The sequence below is a fragment of the Paenibacillus diazotrophicus genome (assembly GCF_042610465.1).
Map to the genome: position 1 here is coordinate 59065 of NZ_JBGJZN010000002.1, position 15178 is coordinate 74242.

The 15178-nt window shown below is 50.3% G+C and carries 16 protein-coding genes and 1 riboswitch; of the genes, 11 read left to right on the top strand and 5 right to left on the bottom strand.

The features are described 5' to 3' along the window. Window positions 1-73 precede the first annotated feature (73 nt). Complete coding sequence (locus ACAN54_RS11540) at window positions 74-739, top strand: stalk domain-containing protein (RefSeq protein ID WP_379154348.1); 666 nt, start codon at window positions 74-76, stop codon at window positions 737-739. Between the two features lie 64 nt (window positions 740-803). Here the strand turns inward: ACAN54_RS11540 and ACAN54_RS11545 are convergent, their stop codons facing one another. Next, window positions 804-1787: a ring-cleaving dioxygenase gene (locus tag ACAN54_RS11545; RefSeq protein ID WP_379154350.1), complete on the bottom strand. Its 984-nt coding sequence runs from the start codon at window positions 1785-1787 to the stop codon at window positions 804-806. A 220-nt stretch (window positions 1788-2007) separates the two neighbouring features. Here ACAN54_RS11545 and ACAN54_RS11550 point away from each other — a divergent pair, with 220 nt between their 5' ends. The 8 genes from ACAN54_RS11550 to ACAN54_RS11585 all read left to right on the top strand — a co-directional run bounded on the left by ACAN54_RS11550 (window position 2008) and on the right by ACAN54_RS11585 (window position 8431). Next, window positions 2008-2820, top strand: a complete 813-nt coding sequence (locus tag ACAN54_RS11550; RefSeq protein WP_379154352.1) for an AAC(3) family N-acetyltransferase — start codon at window positions 2008-2010, stop codon at window positions 2818-2820. A gap of 124 nt (window positions 2821-2944) precedes the next feature. Beyond that, window positions 2945-3877, top strand: a complete 933-nt coding sequence (locus ACAN54_RS11555; protein ID WP_379154354.1) for a manganese-dependent inorganic pyrophosphatase — start codon at window positions 2945-2947, stop codon at window positions 3875-3877. Window positions 3878-4060: 183 nt separating this feature from the next. Beyond that, window positions 4061-4633 (top strand): hypothetical protein, encoded by a 573-nt coding sequence (locus tag ACAN54_RS11560; RefSeq protein ID WP_379154356.1) that lies wholly within the window; start codon window positions 4061-4063, stop codon window positions 4631-4633. Window positions 4634-4729: 96 nt separating this feature from the next. After that, window positions 4730-5170 carry an RrF2 family transcriptional regulator gene (locus tag ACAN54_RS11565; protein WP_379154358.1) on the top strand — a complete coding sequence of 147 codons (441 nt, stop codon included), beginning with the start codon at window positions 4730-4732 and terminating at the stop codon, window positions 5168-5170. A 90-nt stretch (window positions 5171-5260) separates the two neighbouring features. Then, window positions 5261-5908, top strand: coding sequence for a nitroreductase family protein (locus tag ACAN54_RS11570; protein WP_379154360.1), 648 nt, complete (start codon window positions 5261-5263; stop codon window positions 5906-5908). Window positions 5909-6090: 182 nt separating this feature from the next. Further along, window positions 6091-6792, top strand: coding sequence for a pirin family protein (locus tag ACAN54_RS11575; RefSeq protein ID WP_379154362.1), 702 nt, complete (start codon window positions 6091-6093; stop codon window positions 6790-6792). A gap of 32 nt (window positions 6793-6824) precedes the next feature. Next, window positions 6825-7151, top strand: coding sequence for a hypothetical protein (locus ACAN54_RS11580; protein ID WP_379154364.1), 327 nt, complete (start codon window positions 6825-6827; stop codon window positions 7149-7151). A gap of 185 nt (window positions 7152-7336) precedes the next feature. After that, the gene (locus tag ACAN54_RS11585) at window positions 7337-8431 is read left to right on the top strand and encodes a Glu/Leu/Phe/Val family dehydrogenase (RefSeq protein WP_379155837.1); all 1095 of its coding nucleotides are present in this window, start codon (window positions 7337-7339) and stop codon (window positions 8429-8431) included. A gap of 100 nt (window positions 8432-8531) precedes the next feature. Here the strand turns inward: ACAN54_RS11585 and ACAN54_RS11590 are convergent, their stop codons facing one another. Beyond that, window positions 8532-9221 carry a peptidylprolyl isomerase gene (locus ACAN54_RS11590; RefSeq protein ID WP_379155840.1) on the bottom strand — a complete coding sequence of 230 codons (690 nt, stop codon included), beginning with the start codon at window positions 9219-9221 and terminating at the stop codon, window positions 8532-8534. 211 nt (window positions 9222-9432) lie between these two features. Here ACAN54_RS11590 and ACAN54_RS11595 point away from each other — a divergent pair, with 211 nt between their 5' ends. Continuing rightward, window positions 9433-10662, top strand: a complete 1230-nt coding sequence (locus tag ACAN54_RS11595) for an MFS transporter (protein WP_379154366.1) — start codon at window positions 9433-9435, stop codon at window positions 10660-10662. A 52-nt stretch (window positions 10663-10714) separates the two neighbouring features. On the opposite strand, the gene ACAN54_RS11600 is transcribed toward ACAN54_RS11595, so the two are convergent. The 3 genes from ACAN54_RS11600 to ACAN54_RS11610 form a co-directional block, all read right to left on the bottom strand. After that, window positions 10715-12049 carry a voltage-gated chloride channel family protein gene (locus ACAN54_RS11600; protein ID WP_379154368.1) on the bottom strand — a complete coding sequence of 445 codons (1335 nt, stop codon included), beginning with the start codon at window positions 12047-12049 and terminating at the stop codon, window positions 10715-10717. 82 nt (window positions 12050-12131) lie between these two features. After that, window positions 12132-12194, bottom strand: a riboswitch (Fluoride riboswitch). Window positions 12195-12248: 54 nt separating this feature from the next. Then, complete coding sequence (locus ACAN54_RS11605) at window positions 12249-12764, bottom strand: hypothetical protein (protein WP_379154370.1); 516 nt, start codon at window positions 12762-12764, stop codon at window positions 12249-12251. 6 nt (window positions 12765-12770) lie between these two features. Continuing rightward, window positions 12771-12953, bottom strand: coding sequence for a hypothetical protein (locus ACAN54_RS11610; protein WP_379154372.1), 183 nt, complete (start codon window positions 12951-12953; stop codon window positions 12771-12773). A gap of 262 nt (window positions 12954-13215) precedes the next feature. On the opposite strand from ACAN54_RS11610, the gene ACAN54_RS11615 reads away from it, so the two are divergent. After that, window positions 13216-15111 (top strand): ATP-binding protein, encoded by a 1896-nt coding sequence (locus ACAN54_RS11615; RefSeq protein ID WP_379154374.1) that lies wholly within the window; start codon window positions 13216-13218, stop codon window positions 15109-15111. Window positions 15112-15178 lie beyond the last annotated feature (67 nt).

Genomic DNA, 15178 nt, shown 5'->3' on the forward strand with positions numbered 1-15178 from the left:
TTTCCATGTGTTAAATATATTAAGATACAATACTCATACTCTATCGCCAAATCTATACGGGGAGAGGATCTAGATGAACAAAAAATGGCTGATTACCACCGTCGCCGCAGGCATGATGATCACCGGATCGGCAGGTGTCTATGCTGGAGCTAAGCTGGAGTCGATCAAAGCCTATCTGAATCACAGTATTGGATTTGTGGTGGATGGCACCCCTTACTGGCTGAAGGACGGAAACGGTAAAACCCTGACGCCGATCACTTACCAAGGAATTACTTATTTGCCGATTCGCTCGATCGCCGGTGCCCTGAATGTACCGATAACTTATGATGCTGCGAACTACAAAGTGAGAATTGGCAGCGGCGCCGAGACGGGCGGCAACTCTGGAACGGACGGCACGGCTACAACTCCGGTGGAGAGCACCATGCGGCCTCTGAACTTGCCGAAGGATTTCCCGATACCCCCAGATGCTCTGATTGCGACTACACTGGATACGGATGCAGACGGGGTGAAGAAGGTGGCTTTTACCTATTCTACACAGGAGACTCTGGAAATGATGGGGTTTGTATACGGTGAATATGTGCGGATTAAAAGGCTGGAGAATGCTTCCCAGACCGTAAGCGCCACGACGGTCCGAATCTCAGGCAGATTGGGTGGGACAAGCCCGTTGTCCATCACTGGCAAAGCTTCAACCGCGCGTCCGGGCTTCAATATCTTCACCATTACTTTTTCGGAGAGCTGATTAGGAGGACGCTTATTCGCTAAAACAGCTGCGCCTTCTGAAGGGCGCAGCTGTTTCTGTTGAATTATCCCTGCTGCCGTGTATCCAGCGGCTTCAGGTGAGCTTCAATCTGCTCGCGTTTTGGCTCAAGGAAAGGCGGCAGAGCCAGGGATTCGCCCAGATGCTCAATATCCTCATCTGTGGCAAAACCGGGGCCGTCGGTTGCCAGCTCGAACAGGATTCCACTCGGTTCACGGAAGTACAGGGAGCGGAAATAGAAACGGTCCACGAAACCCGAGTTCGGGAGCTGGTAGCTGCCGATCCGTTCGATCCACTCGTTCAGCTCTTCAGCGTTGTCTACGCGGAAGGCTACGTGATGAACACCGCCGCGTCCGAGCCGTTCCTGAGGCAGATCCTTGCGTTCTTCCAAATGGATCTCCGACCCGGAACCGCCTTCGCCGGTTTCATATACAATGACATCCGGTTGTCCGGCAACTTGGGAAGGATAGCTGCCTTTGCGGCGGAATCCGAGCAGCTCCACAAGCACCTTTGCAGAAAGCTCTGCCGTCTCAACAGTCAAATGAACCGGCCCCAGACCGAGAATGGCGTATGCAGCCGGAACCGGACTTTTCGCCCAAGGCTTGCCGCCTGCAACACCCTGATTATGTTCATCCGATACAAGAATCAGGCGCTGTCCCTCGTGATCCCGGAAGGATAGCGTCTGGCGTCCTCCGCGATCTGTGATCTCGTCATGTTCCACCTGGAACTCTTCGAACCTCCGGGTCCAATAAACAAGTGACTTATCATCCGGTACCCGGAGCGACAGCGCGGAAATGCTGTTGTTACCGTCGCGGTTGCGTCCTGCGTTCGGAATCTCGAAGAAGGTGACCTCTGTTCCAGGGTTACCCACTTCATCCCCGTAGAACAAATGGTAGACGGAGATGTCATCCTGGTTGACTGTCTTTTTGATCAGACGAAGTCCAAGCACCTCGGTATAGAATTTGAAATTTTCCGGGGCTCTGGCTGTTAGAGCAGATACATGGTGAAGTCCTTTTAGTGTTAAACTCATGATAGTTCCTCCTGTAAGTTATGGAATTTGAAGTACTGATGACATGGGATTTATAAACATGATATAAAGTATATAATTATTTTTAAGTTACTTACATTTTAATAGTAATACGCGTAATTGGCAAGTGTGAATTTATTTGATTCAATTTATGGAGAGCAAGGAAGCTGCCTCGTTCTGGAGACGATGAAGCTGTATCTTCTTATCTGCAAAGGAGAGCAATATGATACATACACCAATAAGTTTAATGGAGCAGCTGGGGAAAATGGGGATTGATCCGCAGGGAACACTCCTCGTCCATTCTTCGCTGAAGAGTATCGGGGAAGTACAGGGAGGGGCGGACACGGTACTGGATGTTCTCTCTGAATATATGAGAGAAGGACTATTGGTTCTCCCCACGCATACCTGGTCTTATATTAATGCAGACAATCCGCGGTTCTCCGTCCTGGATTCTCCCTCCTGCGTCGGTATTCTGCCGGAGCTCTTCCGGAGACGCCCGGATGTTGTCCGCTCGTGGCATCCGACCCATTCCGTAGCAGCGCTAGGTAAGGATGCGGCCGCATTCACCGCCGGGGATGAACGCTGGGATACGCCTTGCGCCCGCGGCTCTGTCTATGGCAAACTTCTGGACCGTAAGGCAGACATTATGCTGCTTGGTGTAGATTTGCGGCGGAACACATTTATCCACGGGATCGAAGAATGGCTCGATATTCCCGGCAGAATGACGGATGATCATGAGCAGCTGTTCACGGTTACACCCGGCGGGAAAGAGCTTCCCGTCCCTTCACGCAGGCATTGCGGACTCTCCTGGTCGCAGCATTTCTGGAAGGTAGAGGGGGTGCTTGAGCAAGGCGGGGCACTGCGCAGAGGCGGTTTTGGAGATGCGCCTGTAATGATCTGCGGAACAGTGGAAACAACGGATATTCTAAGCCGTATGCTTCGCAGCAATCCGGATCTGTTCTCGGACAATGAGCCGCTGGACGGATTAGAGGTGCCTGAGCCGCTGCCCAAGACGAGGAAGGGAATTCCGGATTGATGGATTTACGGGACATGAGTATATAAAAAGGGTAATGAATTTCAGGTTCTTGTCCGCAATCTGGCGGGCACCTATCAATGTATGGTATATTATTCTCACAAAAAACATAGTAAGGAGATTGGAAATGGAAAAAACTTTGATCTTTGGACACAAAAATCCGGATACGGATACGATCTGCTCGGCTATCGCTTATGCGGCATTGAAGAAGGAACTGGGCTGGGATGCCGAGGCGGTCCGTCTTGGCGAAGTCAGCGGCGAAACTAAATATGCACTTGACCAATTCGGTGTGCAGGCACCCCGTCTGGTGGAGAATGTGGCCGGCGAAGCTAAACAGGTCATTCTGGTTGACCATAATGAACGCCAGCAAAGTGCGAATGATATCGATCAGGTCCGTGTGGTTGAGGTAATTGACCACCACCGGATCGCTAATTTTGAGACCGCTCATCCGCTCTACTACCGTGCTGAACCGGTAGGCTGCACAGCAACTATTCTTAACAAGCTGTACAAAGAAAACGGAGTAGCTATTCCGAAGGATATCGCCGGTCTCATGCTGTCCGCAATCATTTCCGACTCCCTGCTTTTCAAATCGCCAACCTGCACCGAGCAGGATGTAGCAGCTGCACGCGAGCTGGCTGCCATCGCCGGTGTTGACGCTGACAGCTACGGACTTGCGATGCTCAAGGCGGGTGCCGATCTAAGCGACAAGAGTATCGCCCAACTGATCTCCCTGGATGCCAAGGAATTCAAAATGGGTGAATACAAAGTGGAGATTGCCCAGGTGAACGCAGTGGATGTTAACGATGTGCTCTCCAAGCAAGCTGAGCTCGAAACAGCCCTGACGGCCATCATTGATGACAAAGGCCTGGACCTCTTCCTGTTCGTCGTAACGGATATCCTGAACAATGATTCCGTAGGTTTGGCTCTGGGCCGTGTGGCTGGTGCCGTTGAGCAGGCTTACAATGTGAAGCTGGATGACAACAAAGCTGTTCTGAAGGGTGTTGTTTCCCGCAAATCACAGATCGTTCCAGTTCTGACCGAGACCATTGCCAAGCTGTAAAAAAGGCAGGTGCGGTAAACGGTTCTATTCCGCAATAAAGTGATATATGTATGACACAGCCCGGCTGTGTGCCTTCTTTACAGGAGGTGCACAGCCGGTTTTTGTATATATAGGATTTTCCTAGAAACTTATTCCCGTTTGGAAGGTATAATCAGCAGGGAACAAATCAGAGGGGGAGAACGTATGGGGACTATGAAAAAGCTTGTTTTTTCAACACTATGCCTGACGGTGATATCTGGTGGCACCCTGCTGTATGCGGCTTCGGGCAAATCGGATATCGCGGTTTACCTGAACAATGTGCTGCAGAAGCAATCGGGGTTGTTGTCCGAAGGAGAGCCTTATCTGTCCATGGAGCAGCTCCCCGAGAACCTGCATGCGTTGATGTTCTGGGATGAATCCGCCAAAGAGGTGCGAATCTATAAGCCCAATGTGAACATGGTGCTGCTGGATGATCAGGGGAAGATCTTTGGCAAGGTAAGAAGTGAGGAGAGCAGCACCTTTTCCGTCCTCGTGCAGGTAGATCATCTCCGGACAGAAATTTCCGATCTGAAAATTACGATCACAGATCCTCTGAACAAGACTGCTACAATCGATAACCAGGCTATCAAGGAGAAGAAGGAAAGCTTCTGGTTCAAATCTGCGGAATACTCTTATGCGTTTAAGGAGAAAGGGAATTATATGATACAAGTTTACGTCAAAGACAGCTCGTCCAAAAGCTGGTCCATCGTGTCTGAAATGCAGATTTCCACTATTTAACGGGCTGTAATTACAGCAGAAGGTGAATCATTTTGCCAAAAGGGGGCGGACACTCTATACTTAAGTTTACAGCGAAATATAAAGGAGCGGAGGAATATGACTAAAACAAGAAACAGCGGAGCGCTTCAATATAAATCGTTCGGTCTGGTTCTGCAGGCATTGGTGATTATGGCCCGCAAAGAAGGCAGTTCCTGTTCCAGTTGTGAAATCGCCGGGCATCTGTCTTCAGAACCGACAGTTCTACGGAAAGCTCTGGCCAAGCTGACCAAGGAACAGATCCTGGTAACCCGTGAAGGGCGGGATGGTGGATACATGCTGAACCGGTCCCCGGAAGAACTGACACTGGCGGAAGTCTATAACGCCATGGAGGCCGGGTGCCTGCGCAGCAATATGGTGAATGAGGCGATGTGCGAGAATACTTTTGGGGTGCGGATGAAGAATGTATGCGGAGATATTATGGAAGAGATGGATCAGAGTGCGGTAGCTATTCTGCAAAAGTATACTCTGGCGGAACTGGTACGTCGAACGGAATGTTGACAAACGGATTTTTTATGACTTATACTGTGCTTATTAAGTCACAGTTAAATACTTCACGACAAAATAGAGATAGGAAGAGGAGGAATTAAATTGGCATCAGAACTGAAAGTAGAACAGGAATTCAGCAAGGTCATTCGGGAACGGCGTTCGGTGCGGAAATATGATTCTTCCTGGAAAATATCCGATGAGGAAATCAAGGAGCTTCTTGCCGAGGCAATTCTGGCACCTTCTTCCTCCAATCTTCAGCCATGGCGGTTCATCGTCGTTACGGATCAGGAGCTCAAATCGAAGCTGTTGCCCATCGCCTATAATCAGGCGCAGACCACCGATTCTTCGGCCATGATTGTTGTACTTGGCGATACGGAAGCTTACAGCAATGCGGAAGCGATCTATGGTCATGCTAGTGCTACCGGGCTTATGCCTGAGGATGTTGCCACAGCGATGGCCAAACGCAGTCGTGAAGGCTACTCCAGCATGCCGAAGGATAAGCTGGAGGATATTGCCCTGGTAGACGGCGGACTGGTATCCATGCAGCTGATGCTGGCAGCGAAAGCCAGAGGGTATGACACAGTGCCGATGGGCGGATTTGATCCTGCCGGACTGAAGGAACTGTTCCAGATCTCTGACCGCTATGTGCCGGTGATGCTGATTGCGCTGGGCAAAGCTGCAGTGGAAGGACGCCCAACCGGACGCCTGCCTCTGGAAGAGGTCACTCACTGGAATGGATTCCAGGCATAAGCCGGAATTCCTAGCTCTGGAATATATTTTTTAGGAGAACAGGTATCTTCCTTGAATAAGGAGGGTACCTGTTTTTGCTGATCAGAAGCTTATGGGTTGTGCTGCTTATTTTTGGTTTCCAGCGCTTTCTGCTACACTAGAATGGACTGGATTAACCCATGAACTTCTCAGGAGGGGATCACATGATTCGAGTATACCCGGCGGAATCCGCCCATCATTTTGACCATGGCTGGCTGAAAGGGATGCACAGCTTTTCGTTCGGTGATTATTATGATCCTGCCAATACGGCTTTCGGGCCCATGCGCGTCTGCAATGATGATATCATCGCTCCCGGAAGAGGTTTTGGCGCTCATCCGCATAGCGATATGGAGATTGTCTCCATCGTGCTATCCGGCACCCTCCGTCACGAGGACAACCTTGGCAACGTAGTGGAGACGACTTTTGGCGGCATCCAGAGGATGTCAGCTGGTACGGGGGCTATTCATACAGAACATAATCCTTCGGAATCGGAACCGGTAAGGCTGCTTCAATTATGGTTCATGCCGCGTACCCGCGGTACAGCACCTTCCTACGGTACCAGCCGTTTTGATCCCGCGAAGCTTGAGGGAACACTGCTGCCAGTAGTATCGTCAGTAAGCTCAGAAGAGGTTGCGGAGATCGCCCAAGATATGACAATCTATCTGGGCCGGGTGAAAGCGGGGGAGCAGCTGAATTATCAGCAGGAGCCCGGACGGCGGATGTATGTCTATTTAATAGAGGGACAGCTGGAGCTTGATGGGAATGTCCTGCGTCACTCCGGCGACTCGGCGCGGATCGAAGAGGTCAGCGAACTGAGCCTTGTGGCTGGGGAAGATGCTTTTGTAATGCTGATTGACCTGCCCTAATATCTGCATATTCGCATAAGGAGGGAATGCTAATGGAACAGGAAAGAGTACTTGTTAAACATTCCGTAACCGGGCGTATGCTGGTTAGCAGCACAGAAGGAGTGTCCTACACCTTTGATCAGCAGGGCAGCCTGACCCTAATCACCCTGTGTGGGGTATCTGCCGAGAAAGGGCAGGCGGTTGTGGATCTGAAGAGCGAGCTGAATGTTTTCCGTTTCGAAGAACCGGAAGATGGTCCTACCATCAAACATTGGTATTATGTCGGGGACAATCCGGTGAACTATGACAGCTCTTCCGGGTGTCTGAAGATAGCCGTGCAGTCGGAAATCGAATATCGTCCGGATCAGTACTGGGAATAAGCTCATTCTAAGAGTAAAGTCCCCTTGTGCCTGACATTTGAAGTGAAGTCAATGTCGGATGTGAACGGTATTTGGGGGCTTTTTGAGATGAATAAGATAAAATATATTGACATTATTCTCTAAAAGTACTAGCTTTGTTATGAAACATAACATGAAGAAAAGTGGAGATAGGAGAAATGAGACCAATGGAATTGTTTGCAGCAATGGAGCGGGACGATTACGAGGAACTATTGTTTTGTCAGGACAAGGCGTCGGGACTAAAAGCTATTATCGCCATTCATGACACCACACTGGGTCCCGCACTGGGTGGAACAAGAATGTGGACCTATGCTTCGGAGGAGGACGCAATTGTAGATGCGCTCCGGCTGTCCAAAGGCATGACCTACAAGAATGCTGTAGCCGGGCTCAATCTGGGCGGCGGCAAGACAGTAATCATCGGTGACCCCAAAAAAGACAAAAACGAGGCGATGTTCCGTGCCTTCGGCAGATACATACAAGGGTTGAACGGCCGCTATATTACAGCCGAGGATGTGGGCACTACAGAAGCGGACATGGACATCATTCATCAGGAAACGGATTATGTGACCGGGATTTCAGCAACTTACGGTTCTTCAGGCAATCCGTCCCCGGCTACAGCCTTTGGCGTGTACCAAGGGATGAAGGCAGCGGCGAAGGCAGCCTTTGGCAGCGATTCTCTGGAAGGCAAGATCATTGCAGTGCAAGGTGTCGGCAATGTATCCTTCACGCTGTGTAAGTATTTGCATGAGGAAGGTGCACAGCTGATTGTAACCGATATTAACAAGGAAGCGGTGAACCGGGCGGTAGAAGCTTATGGGGCCAAAGCGGTTGATCCTGCCGACATTATCTCTATCAAAAGCGATATATATGCGCCTTGCGCACTCGGCGCAACGATCAATGATGACTCGATTCCGCTTCTTCAGGCAAAGGTTGTTGCGGGTGCTGCCAACAATCAGCTGAAGGAACCGCGTCATGGGGATGCCTTGCATGCCATGGGGATCGTATACGCTCCTGACTATGTCATTAATGCGGGCGGTGTAATCAATGTGGCGGATGAGCTGAACGGATATAACAAGGAACGTGCCTTCAAGCAGATTGCCAAAATCTATGACAGTATAACCCGGGTACTGGAGATTTCCTCTACCAGTGGAATACCTGCTTATGCGGCCGCAGATCATCTGGCACAGGAGCGCATCAACCTGCTGCGGAATAGCCGCAGTACCTTCCTGCGTGACAGCCACCATGTTCTCAGCAGAAGATAGCAGCTATAGATATAATAAAAAGCCTCTTTTCCGTCATGGGAAAAGAGGCTTTTTGCCTGTGTGGCCGGATGTACGTGGGTTGATACAGCCGGAAAAATGTCTACTGAACCTTTTGCGGTTCCGGATAAGTCACGCCAAGTGTATCAACGGTGACTTTCTTCATGACCGGTGGTTGTTCCGGACGGTCTGAGCTGTCCCGTGGTAAATTCACAATGGCATCTACGACATCCTGACCTTCGGTAACCTTGCCGAAAGCGGCATATTGGCCGTCCAGACTTGGATATGCCGCAGCCATAATGAAGAACTGCGAGCCGCCGGAGTTCATATCCTGGCTTCTTGCCATGGACAATACGCCCTGCGTGTGCGCCAGGTTGTTGGTGAAGCCATTCGCTGTGAATTCACCTGCGATGCCGTAGCCTGGCCCGCCCATGCCTGTGCCATCTGGATCTCCGCCCTGAATCATGAAACCTGGAATGACGCGATGAAAGATCGTTCCGTCATAGAAGCCTTTTTGAATCAAAGAGATGAAGTTGTTGACGGTATTGGGAGCAACCTCAGGGTACAGCTCGGCCTTAATGATGCCGCCGTTATCCATCTCTATCGTGACCACCGGATGGCTGGCTGTTGCCGAAGGCACACCCTCAGTCGGTGCCGCAGCGCTCTCTTGGGGAGCTGGGCTCGCTGTATTACTCGATGTATTACCTGATGCATTGCTGCTATTTGCCGTACCGTTATTATTTGTTGGTTTGTTACCGCAGCCTGCGGCAATCACCAGCAGTAGGCTCATCATCAGCAGCAGGATGACGGGATTTCTTCTTGTACGCTTCACGTTCTCAATCGCTCCTTTGATCTATAAATATCGTAGTTCATCTATTCTATCATACCCCGATTATCCTGCTTCTTGCAAAGTGAAGGGACGGCTTTGGTTGGCACATCTCTGACAGGAGAGTTACAATGTATGGATGATGCCTCCAAGAATACTCAGAAGGGACGTGTGCAGCATGCATTTTTCATGGAAGCGGAACCTGATCGTGCTTTGGGTAGGAGTGTTTTTTTGCAGTACAGCATATTCGATCTCGATTCCGTTCCTCTCGATCTTTTTGAGCGACCAGCTGGGTGTTACAAATCATCTGGAGATCTGGTCAGGGGTCAGCTTTGGTATTACCTTTCTCGCCAGTGCACTGATTTCACCTTACTGGGGGTCGCTCGCTGACAAATACGGGCGCAAGCCGATGCTGATCCGGTCGGGCTTCAGCCTGGCGGCGCTGTATTTGATCAATTTTTTCGTGCATGATCCATATGTGTTTATTATCGTGCGTATATTTCAGGGACTCTTGGCGGGTTTTGTTCCGGCAGCCATTGCGATGGTCGCCACCAATACACCGGAAGACAAGACAGGTTATGCGCTCAGTATTATGTCTACAGCCGGGGCTACCGGGAGCATTATTGGCCCGCTTATCGGCGGCGTAGTCAGCTATTATTCCAGCAACCGCAGCGCATTTCTGTTCTCGGCGGTGATTGTGCTGGTATCGGCGCTAATCGCCACCTTTTTTGCGAAGGAAGAGAATTATGACCGGTCGGCACCGAGATCACATGTACGTGATGATATCCGGGAGGCGCGGGCGAATCCCGCGTTTATGACGCTGCTGCTGTTGGCAGGGCTGGCGACCTTTTCTGTGATGATCCTGGAACCGTTGCTGCCGATCTATCTGCTCGACATGGGGGTTTCAAGGAATAGCGCCTCCCTAAGCTCGGGCATTGTCTTCTCTGCTGTAGGGATTGCCACGGTAATTATGGCTCCCCAGTGGGGGCGTATCGGCAGCCGGAAGGGCTTTGGATTCATTCTGTTCATCGGCCTGGTCGGCGGAGGCGTCGGCAATATTCTGCAGTATTTTGTATCAGGTTATGTAGAGTTTGCCATCCTGCGATTTGCTTACGGCTTGTTCTATGCCGGTGTACTTCCTTCAGTGAACGCGATGATTGTGCAGGTAATTGACCCTGGCTTCCGCGGCCGGGCCTTCGGTCTGAATCAGGCAGCTACCCAGCTGGCAACCATGGCCGGACCGATAATCGGCGGACTGCTGGGGGCATTTCTTCCAATCCGCTGGATATTTGTCATTAACGGTGTAATGCTCCTCTTGGCGGCGGTCCTTGTCAAAACCCGCAAGCTAGAGGCAAAAGTCGCAGCCACCCATGGCACCGGACAAATGGCGGTACTGGACAATGGATAAGACAAGCAGTTGACAGACCGTCTGCCTTAAGGTAACTCTTCAGCGTGATGTCTTAACGACCATCGTGGCCGTTTTTACTTGCCTGGCGCAGCTGCTTGACGGTTCCCAGTGTGGTACCTTCGGGAATGCGGACCCACTCACTTTTGGATATTCCAATCTGCTGAGAGGTATAGATGCCGGAATGTCCGGAGAACAGGAAGCTCACCAGGCAAGCAATGAACATATAGACCGCTCCGCCCGAACCGAACAGCTCAATTCCCATAAGGAAGCAGGCAATCGGCGTATTGGTTGCTCCGCAGAAGACTGCGATGAACCCGAGTGAGGCCAAAAAAGGCGCATATAGATGAAGGAACCCGGCCAAGCTGTTGCCCAGGGTGGCCCCTATGGCAAAGAGCGGAGTGACTTCTCCCCCCTGAAATCCGGTTCCCAAGGTGAATGAGGTGAAAATCAGCTTCCATAGAAAGGCGAAGGGAGCAACATCCGTCTGGAACGAATCCTGAATCAAGGGAATCCCCAGACCAAGATAATCTCTCGTGCCGGCTATATAGACCAGGGCAATGATGATGAACCCGCCAAGCGCGCTTTTGAGCATAGGATTTTTCACTAGCAGGGTGAAGGTTCTTTTCAGATAATGGGTCAGCTCGCTGAACGCGATGCTGGCAAGTCCGAACAGAACGGAGGCCAGGATGACCTTGAGCAGTACAACCAAGGAAAGCGCGGGAAAAACATCCACCTGATAATGAATGTGATGAACGTTCCACAGACGGGTAGTCACAATATCTCCGACAAAGCTTGCTGTGAAGCAGGGGAGAAGGGCCTTATGACTGATTAGGCCGATGGCGATAACCTCCAGACCAAACAGTGTTCCCGCCAAGGGTGTTCCAAAAATAGAGCCAAACCCCCCGCTGATCCCGCACATGAGCAGAATCTGCCGGTCAAGGGAATTGATTCGAATCAGCTTGCCGAAGGCTTCTGCCAGACTTCCGCCCATCTGCACAGCTGTTCCTTCCCGTCCCGCAGAACCCCCGAACAGGTGGGTAACGAGTGTTCCGAACAGAACTAAGGGAGCCATCCGCAGTGGAATCGCCTCATTTCCTTGCTGAATCTGCTCCAGGATCAGATTATTACCTTTACTGCTGTTTTTACCATAACGCATGTACAGATAGCTTACCAGAGCTCCGCCCAGCGGCAGCAAATACAGCAGCCAGGCATGATTCAAGCGTATCTCTGTCACTGCATCCAGACTTTTCAGGAAAAAGGCTGAGGCTGTACCGGACAGTATACCGACAATGCCGCCAAGTACAATCCATTTCATAAAGGTCCCCCAAAGGGCCAGATAACTGCTCCTCTCTATAAGCTTCTGCCACCGCAAATACACTTCTCTCATCTTACTAGCCCCCATTAAATGATGATGCCACAACTATAATATGGATTCCCTAAAATCAAACAGACTCCTACCAGCGAAGTGACCGCTGGTAGGAGTCATTAGTCTCTAGAGACGGTTAATGGCGAACTCCATCGCCGTATAGAATTACAACCAATATTAAGGACATCATGTTTAAAAGTCAATGCGAAAAATAACAAGGTTATTCTTCTTCACCGTTGGAGCCATTCAGAACATCTGTACCTGGCATAACATCGATTGGCGGGGAGACCGGATCGATGGCTGTCCCAGGCTCGATATCATCGGCATCGGGGACATCCTCCAGCGGCAGTTCTTCTTCCTCGTCATCCATAAGCTCTTCATCGTCCGCATAGTCAATGGCAGTTCCGGATAATCCGGCTGCTTCAGCAGCGAATACGGCATCTGATTCCAGAACTTCATCCCGCTCGGAGGGTGGCGGAGAAGTTAGGCTGGTGACTCTGTCCGCTCTGCGGCCTAGTGCCGGTTCCGGAGTATTAAGGTCAATATCGGCTGCTAGAAGCGGATCACCGACAAGAGCCGGATCGGAGCCGTCGTCTACAACTCCATCCCAATCGACAGGTTTCTCCTGGACCGGCAGTTCCTCCAGTGGAATGTCCTGTTCTGCGGATACTTCTCTCATTTTATTATAACGTTCATATACAAAATCGGCTTCAGTCTTATTAAATTCATTACCCATAGCCGTTCAGCTCCTTTTGGCGTGATTGTTCTTGGCTTCATTAACGGCAGCTTCCTGATCTTCTTCAGGCAGAGCGTCCGGATAGCTTCCTTCCTGGAACAGGCCGGATTCATTATCAATATCCCGTTCAGTTACCAAGTCCTCATCAGCGGGTGGTCTGCTGGCGGAGGGTTTTTCCTTGTGGTCCATGGCATTTCCTCCTCCTTATAGTATTTCTATACCCCAATCTACGGCGGCGAATCTCTATGCCTTGAGCAGCCTATGCTTAATATAATCAATCTGAAGCAGAATTAACCATCATAGTTCCTGAGCATTCCGCTTAGTCAGGTGTAATTTATCGTCTTTTTTCGATGTTTTTTTGCAATATTAGGCAGGGATGCCGCGAACGTTGTCGAAAATAAGAATCGAATGTACTGTATAAATCCAACTAAAGATTTATTGAGGTGCCATAATGAAGTTGCCATCAACCAAGGCAGCGGCAGCTATTCTCACACTGCTGCTGCTGATTGCTATAGTGCCTATGGGCATCGCCTCTCAGTGGAGCGGCCGGCCGGAAACCCCCTTGTCCGGCTGGCAGCTGAAATGGGAATCCTCAACGGTGTCTAATCCTGCCGAAGCAGCGGCATCCCCTGACAGTGAGTGGATCTCCATAGCTGGCCCATCCGTAAGACCCGCAGCCCCTGCGGGGGTGTCAGCTGTCTGGCTTCGTTTTTCTCTCCCGGAGACAGGGGCGAATCCGGCCCTTTTGATTGATAAAGTATATGGAAGTAACCTCAAAGCTTATATGGATAATAAGCTAATCTATGATTCCCGGAATTTAGTGGACTTTAGCGGGAGTAAGGTACTGATCCCTTTGTCTGGTGCAGAGGGAACTTCCCGGATCTATCTGTGGAGTAGCGGTCACGGTCAGGATTTTGGGTTCGAAGGGGAAATTAGAGCAGGGAGCTACAGCAAGCTGCTGGCTTTTTATGTGAAGCAGGATTTGGCAGATCTCGTGATAGGTGTTGCCTTTTTATTTATGGGGGCAGCCCTGCTGGTTTGTCTGATGTTTTTGAAGCTGGATTTCTTCAAGGGCGGTTTCTTTCTGGTTCTGGTCATTGTTTGTTTTGGCATACTGTTCATTACCTATTCGCCTTTTCTGCCAGTCATATTACACACTCCGGGCCATTGGCTGGATCATTGCTTCGATGTGGCGTTATTGACACTGCTGCCGTCTTTTACATTTTATTTTGAGCAGATTTTCGGATCAGGCCGGCGTGGCTTGACTAAGCGGCTGCGTCAATTTCAGATAGGTTATTCCTTATTTGGACTACTGTTTCTGTGTGTCAACGCTCTGCTGGATTACCGGCTGGACGGAATCTATAGAGTGTTCACCGTAGATATCTTGGGCCTGATAATGATGATACAAGTTGTCTATTTGCTGTACGTTGCAGTCCGGGCTGCATTCCAAGGGAACAGCGATGCGGTTATCTTCTCGATCGGTTTCTCTGTGTTTGCTCTTTTGTCTGTGATGGAGCTGGTTATGTACTATGTTAAAGGCAGCTATCATCTGCAATGGTGGAAGTGGGGCGTTATTGTTTTTATTCTTTCGCTTATTGTCATTCTGGGCAGAAGGTTCGCCAGGAATCATGAACAGGTGCTGGAATATTCCCGGGAGATGGAGCGATTCAATGATGATCTGCAGCGGTCGGAGAAAATGGAGATCATCAGCGAACTTGCGGCTTCGGTGGCCCATGAGGTAAGGAACCCCCTCCAGGTTACCCGTGGATTTTTGCAGATACTGGGGGAACGTTCCGGCAAGAAGGAGAAGGAGTATCTGCAGTTGGCTGTGGAAGAGCTGGACAGGGCTTCGCTCATCATTACTGACTTTCTGACCTTTGCCAAGCCTGGGCCTGACACCTTGGACCGCTTTGAGGTAGCCGAGGCACTTCGCCATATCTCGGGCATTCTGTTACCGCTGGCTAACCTGCAAGGGGGGGCTATCGAGCTGCAGCTTCAGAATGGACTTCAGGTGCTAGGTAGCACTTCCAAGTTCAAACAAGCTTTTATCAATCTGATCAAAAACGCCATTGAATCCCTTGAGGAGAATGGACTGATTACTATTGCTGCCTGGAGGTCCGGAGAGAATATCATCATCAGTGTGCAGGATAACGGGGAAGGGATGAAGGTGAGCGAGCTGGCTCATCTGGGCGAACCGTATTATTCCAATAAGAAGAAGGGGACCGGGCTTGGATTGATGGTGACATTCCGGATTATTGAAGCCATGAACGGTTCCATTCAGTTTCAGAGTAGGAAAGGTGAAGGCACCCGAGTGATTGTTAAATTACCATCGTCTATAGAAAAATAGGAATTATTTTGGTGAATTCCGATTATTTTGAAGGGATGGGCTGTGGATGGGGCGAAGTACTAACAAT

Coding starts and splice junctions, on each gene's coding strand:
- ACAN54_RS11540 (WP_379154348.1), top strand. CDS start 74: ATGAACAAAAAATGGCTGATTACCACCGTCGCCGCAGGCATGATGATC.
- ACAN54_RS11615 (WP_379154374.1), top strand. CDS start 13,216: ATGAAGTTGCCATCAACCAAGGCAGCGGCAGCTATTCTCACACTGCTG.
- ACAN54_RS11610 (WP_379154372.1), bottom strand. CDS start 12,953: ATGGACCACAAGGAAAAACCCTCCGCCAGCAGACCACCCGCTGATGAG.
- ACAN54_RS11585 (WP_379155837.1), top strand. CDS start 7,337: ATGGAATTGTTTGCAGCAATGGAGCGGGACGATTACGAGGAACTATTG.
- ACAN54_RS11575 (WP_379154362.1), top strand. CDS start 6,091: ATGATTCGAGTATACCCGGCGGAATCCGCCCATCATTTTGACCATGGC.
- ACAN54_RS11555 (WP_379154354.1), top strand. CDS start 2,945: ATGGAAAAAACTTTGATCTTTGGACACAAAAATCCGGATACGGATACG.
- ACAN54_RS11565 (WP_379154358.1), top strand. CDS start 4,730: ATGACTAAAACAAGAAACAGCGGAGCGCTTCAATATAAATCGTTCGGT.
- ACAN54_RS11600 (WP_379154368.1), bottom strand. CDS start 12,049: ATGAGAGAAGTGTATTTGCGGTGGCAGAAGCTTATAGAGAGGAGCAGT.
- ACAN54_RS11545 (WP_379154350.1), bottom strand. CDS start 1,787: ATGAGTTTAACACTAAAAGGACTTCACCATGTATCTGCTCTAACAGCC.
- ACAN54_RS11590 (WP_379155840.1), bottom strand. CDS start 9,221: ATGATGAGCCTACTGCTGGTGATTGCCGCAGGCTGCGGTAACAAACCA.
- ACAN54_RS11605 (WP_379154370.1), bottom strand. CDS start 12,764: ATGGGTAATGAATTTAATAAGACTGAAGCCGATTTTGTATATGAACGT.
- ACAN54_RS11560 (WP_379154356.1), top strand. CDS start 4,061: ATGGGGACTATGAAAAAGCTTGTTTTTTCAACACTATGCCTGACGGTG.
- ACAN54_RS11550 (WP_379154352.1), top strand. CDS start 2,008: ATGATACATACACCAATAAGTTTAATGGAGCAGCTGGGGAAAATGGGG.
- ACAN54_RS11595 (WP_379154366.1), top strand. CDS start 9,433: ATGCATTTTTCATGGAAGCGGAACCTGATCGTGCTTTGGGTAGGAGTG.
- ACAN54_RS11580 (WP_379154364.1), top strand. CDS start 6,825: ATGGAACAGGAAAGAGTACTTGTTAAACATTCCGTAACCGGGCGTATG.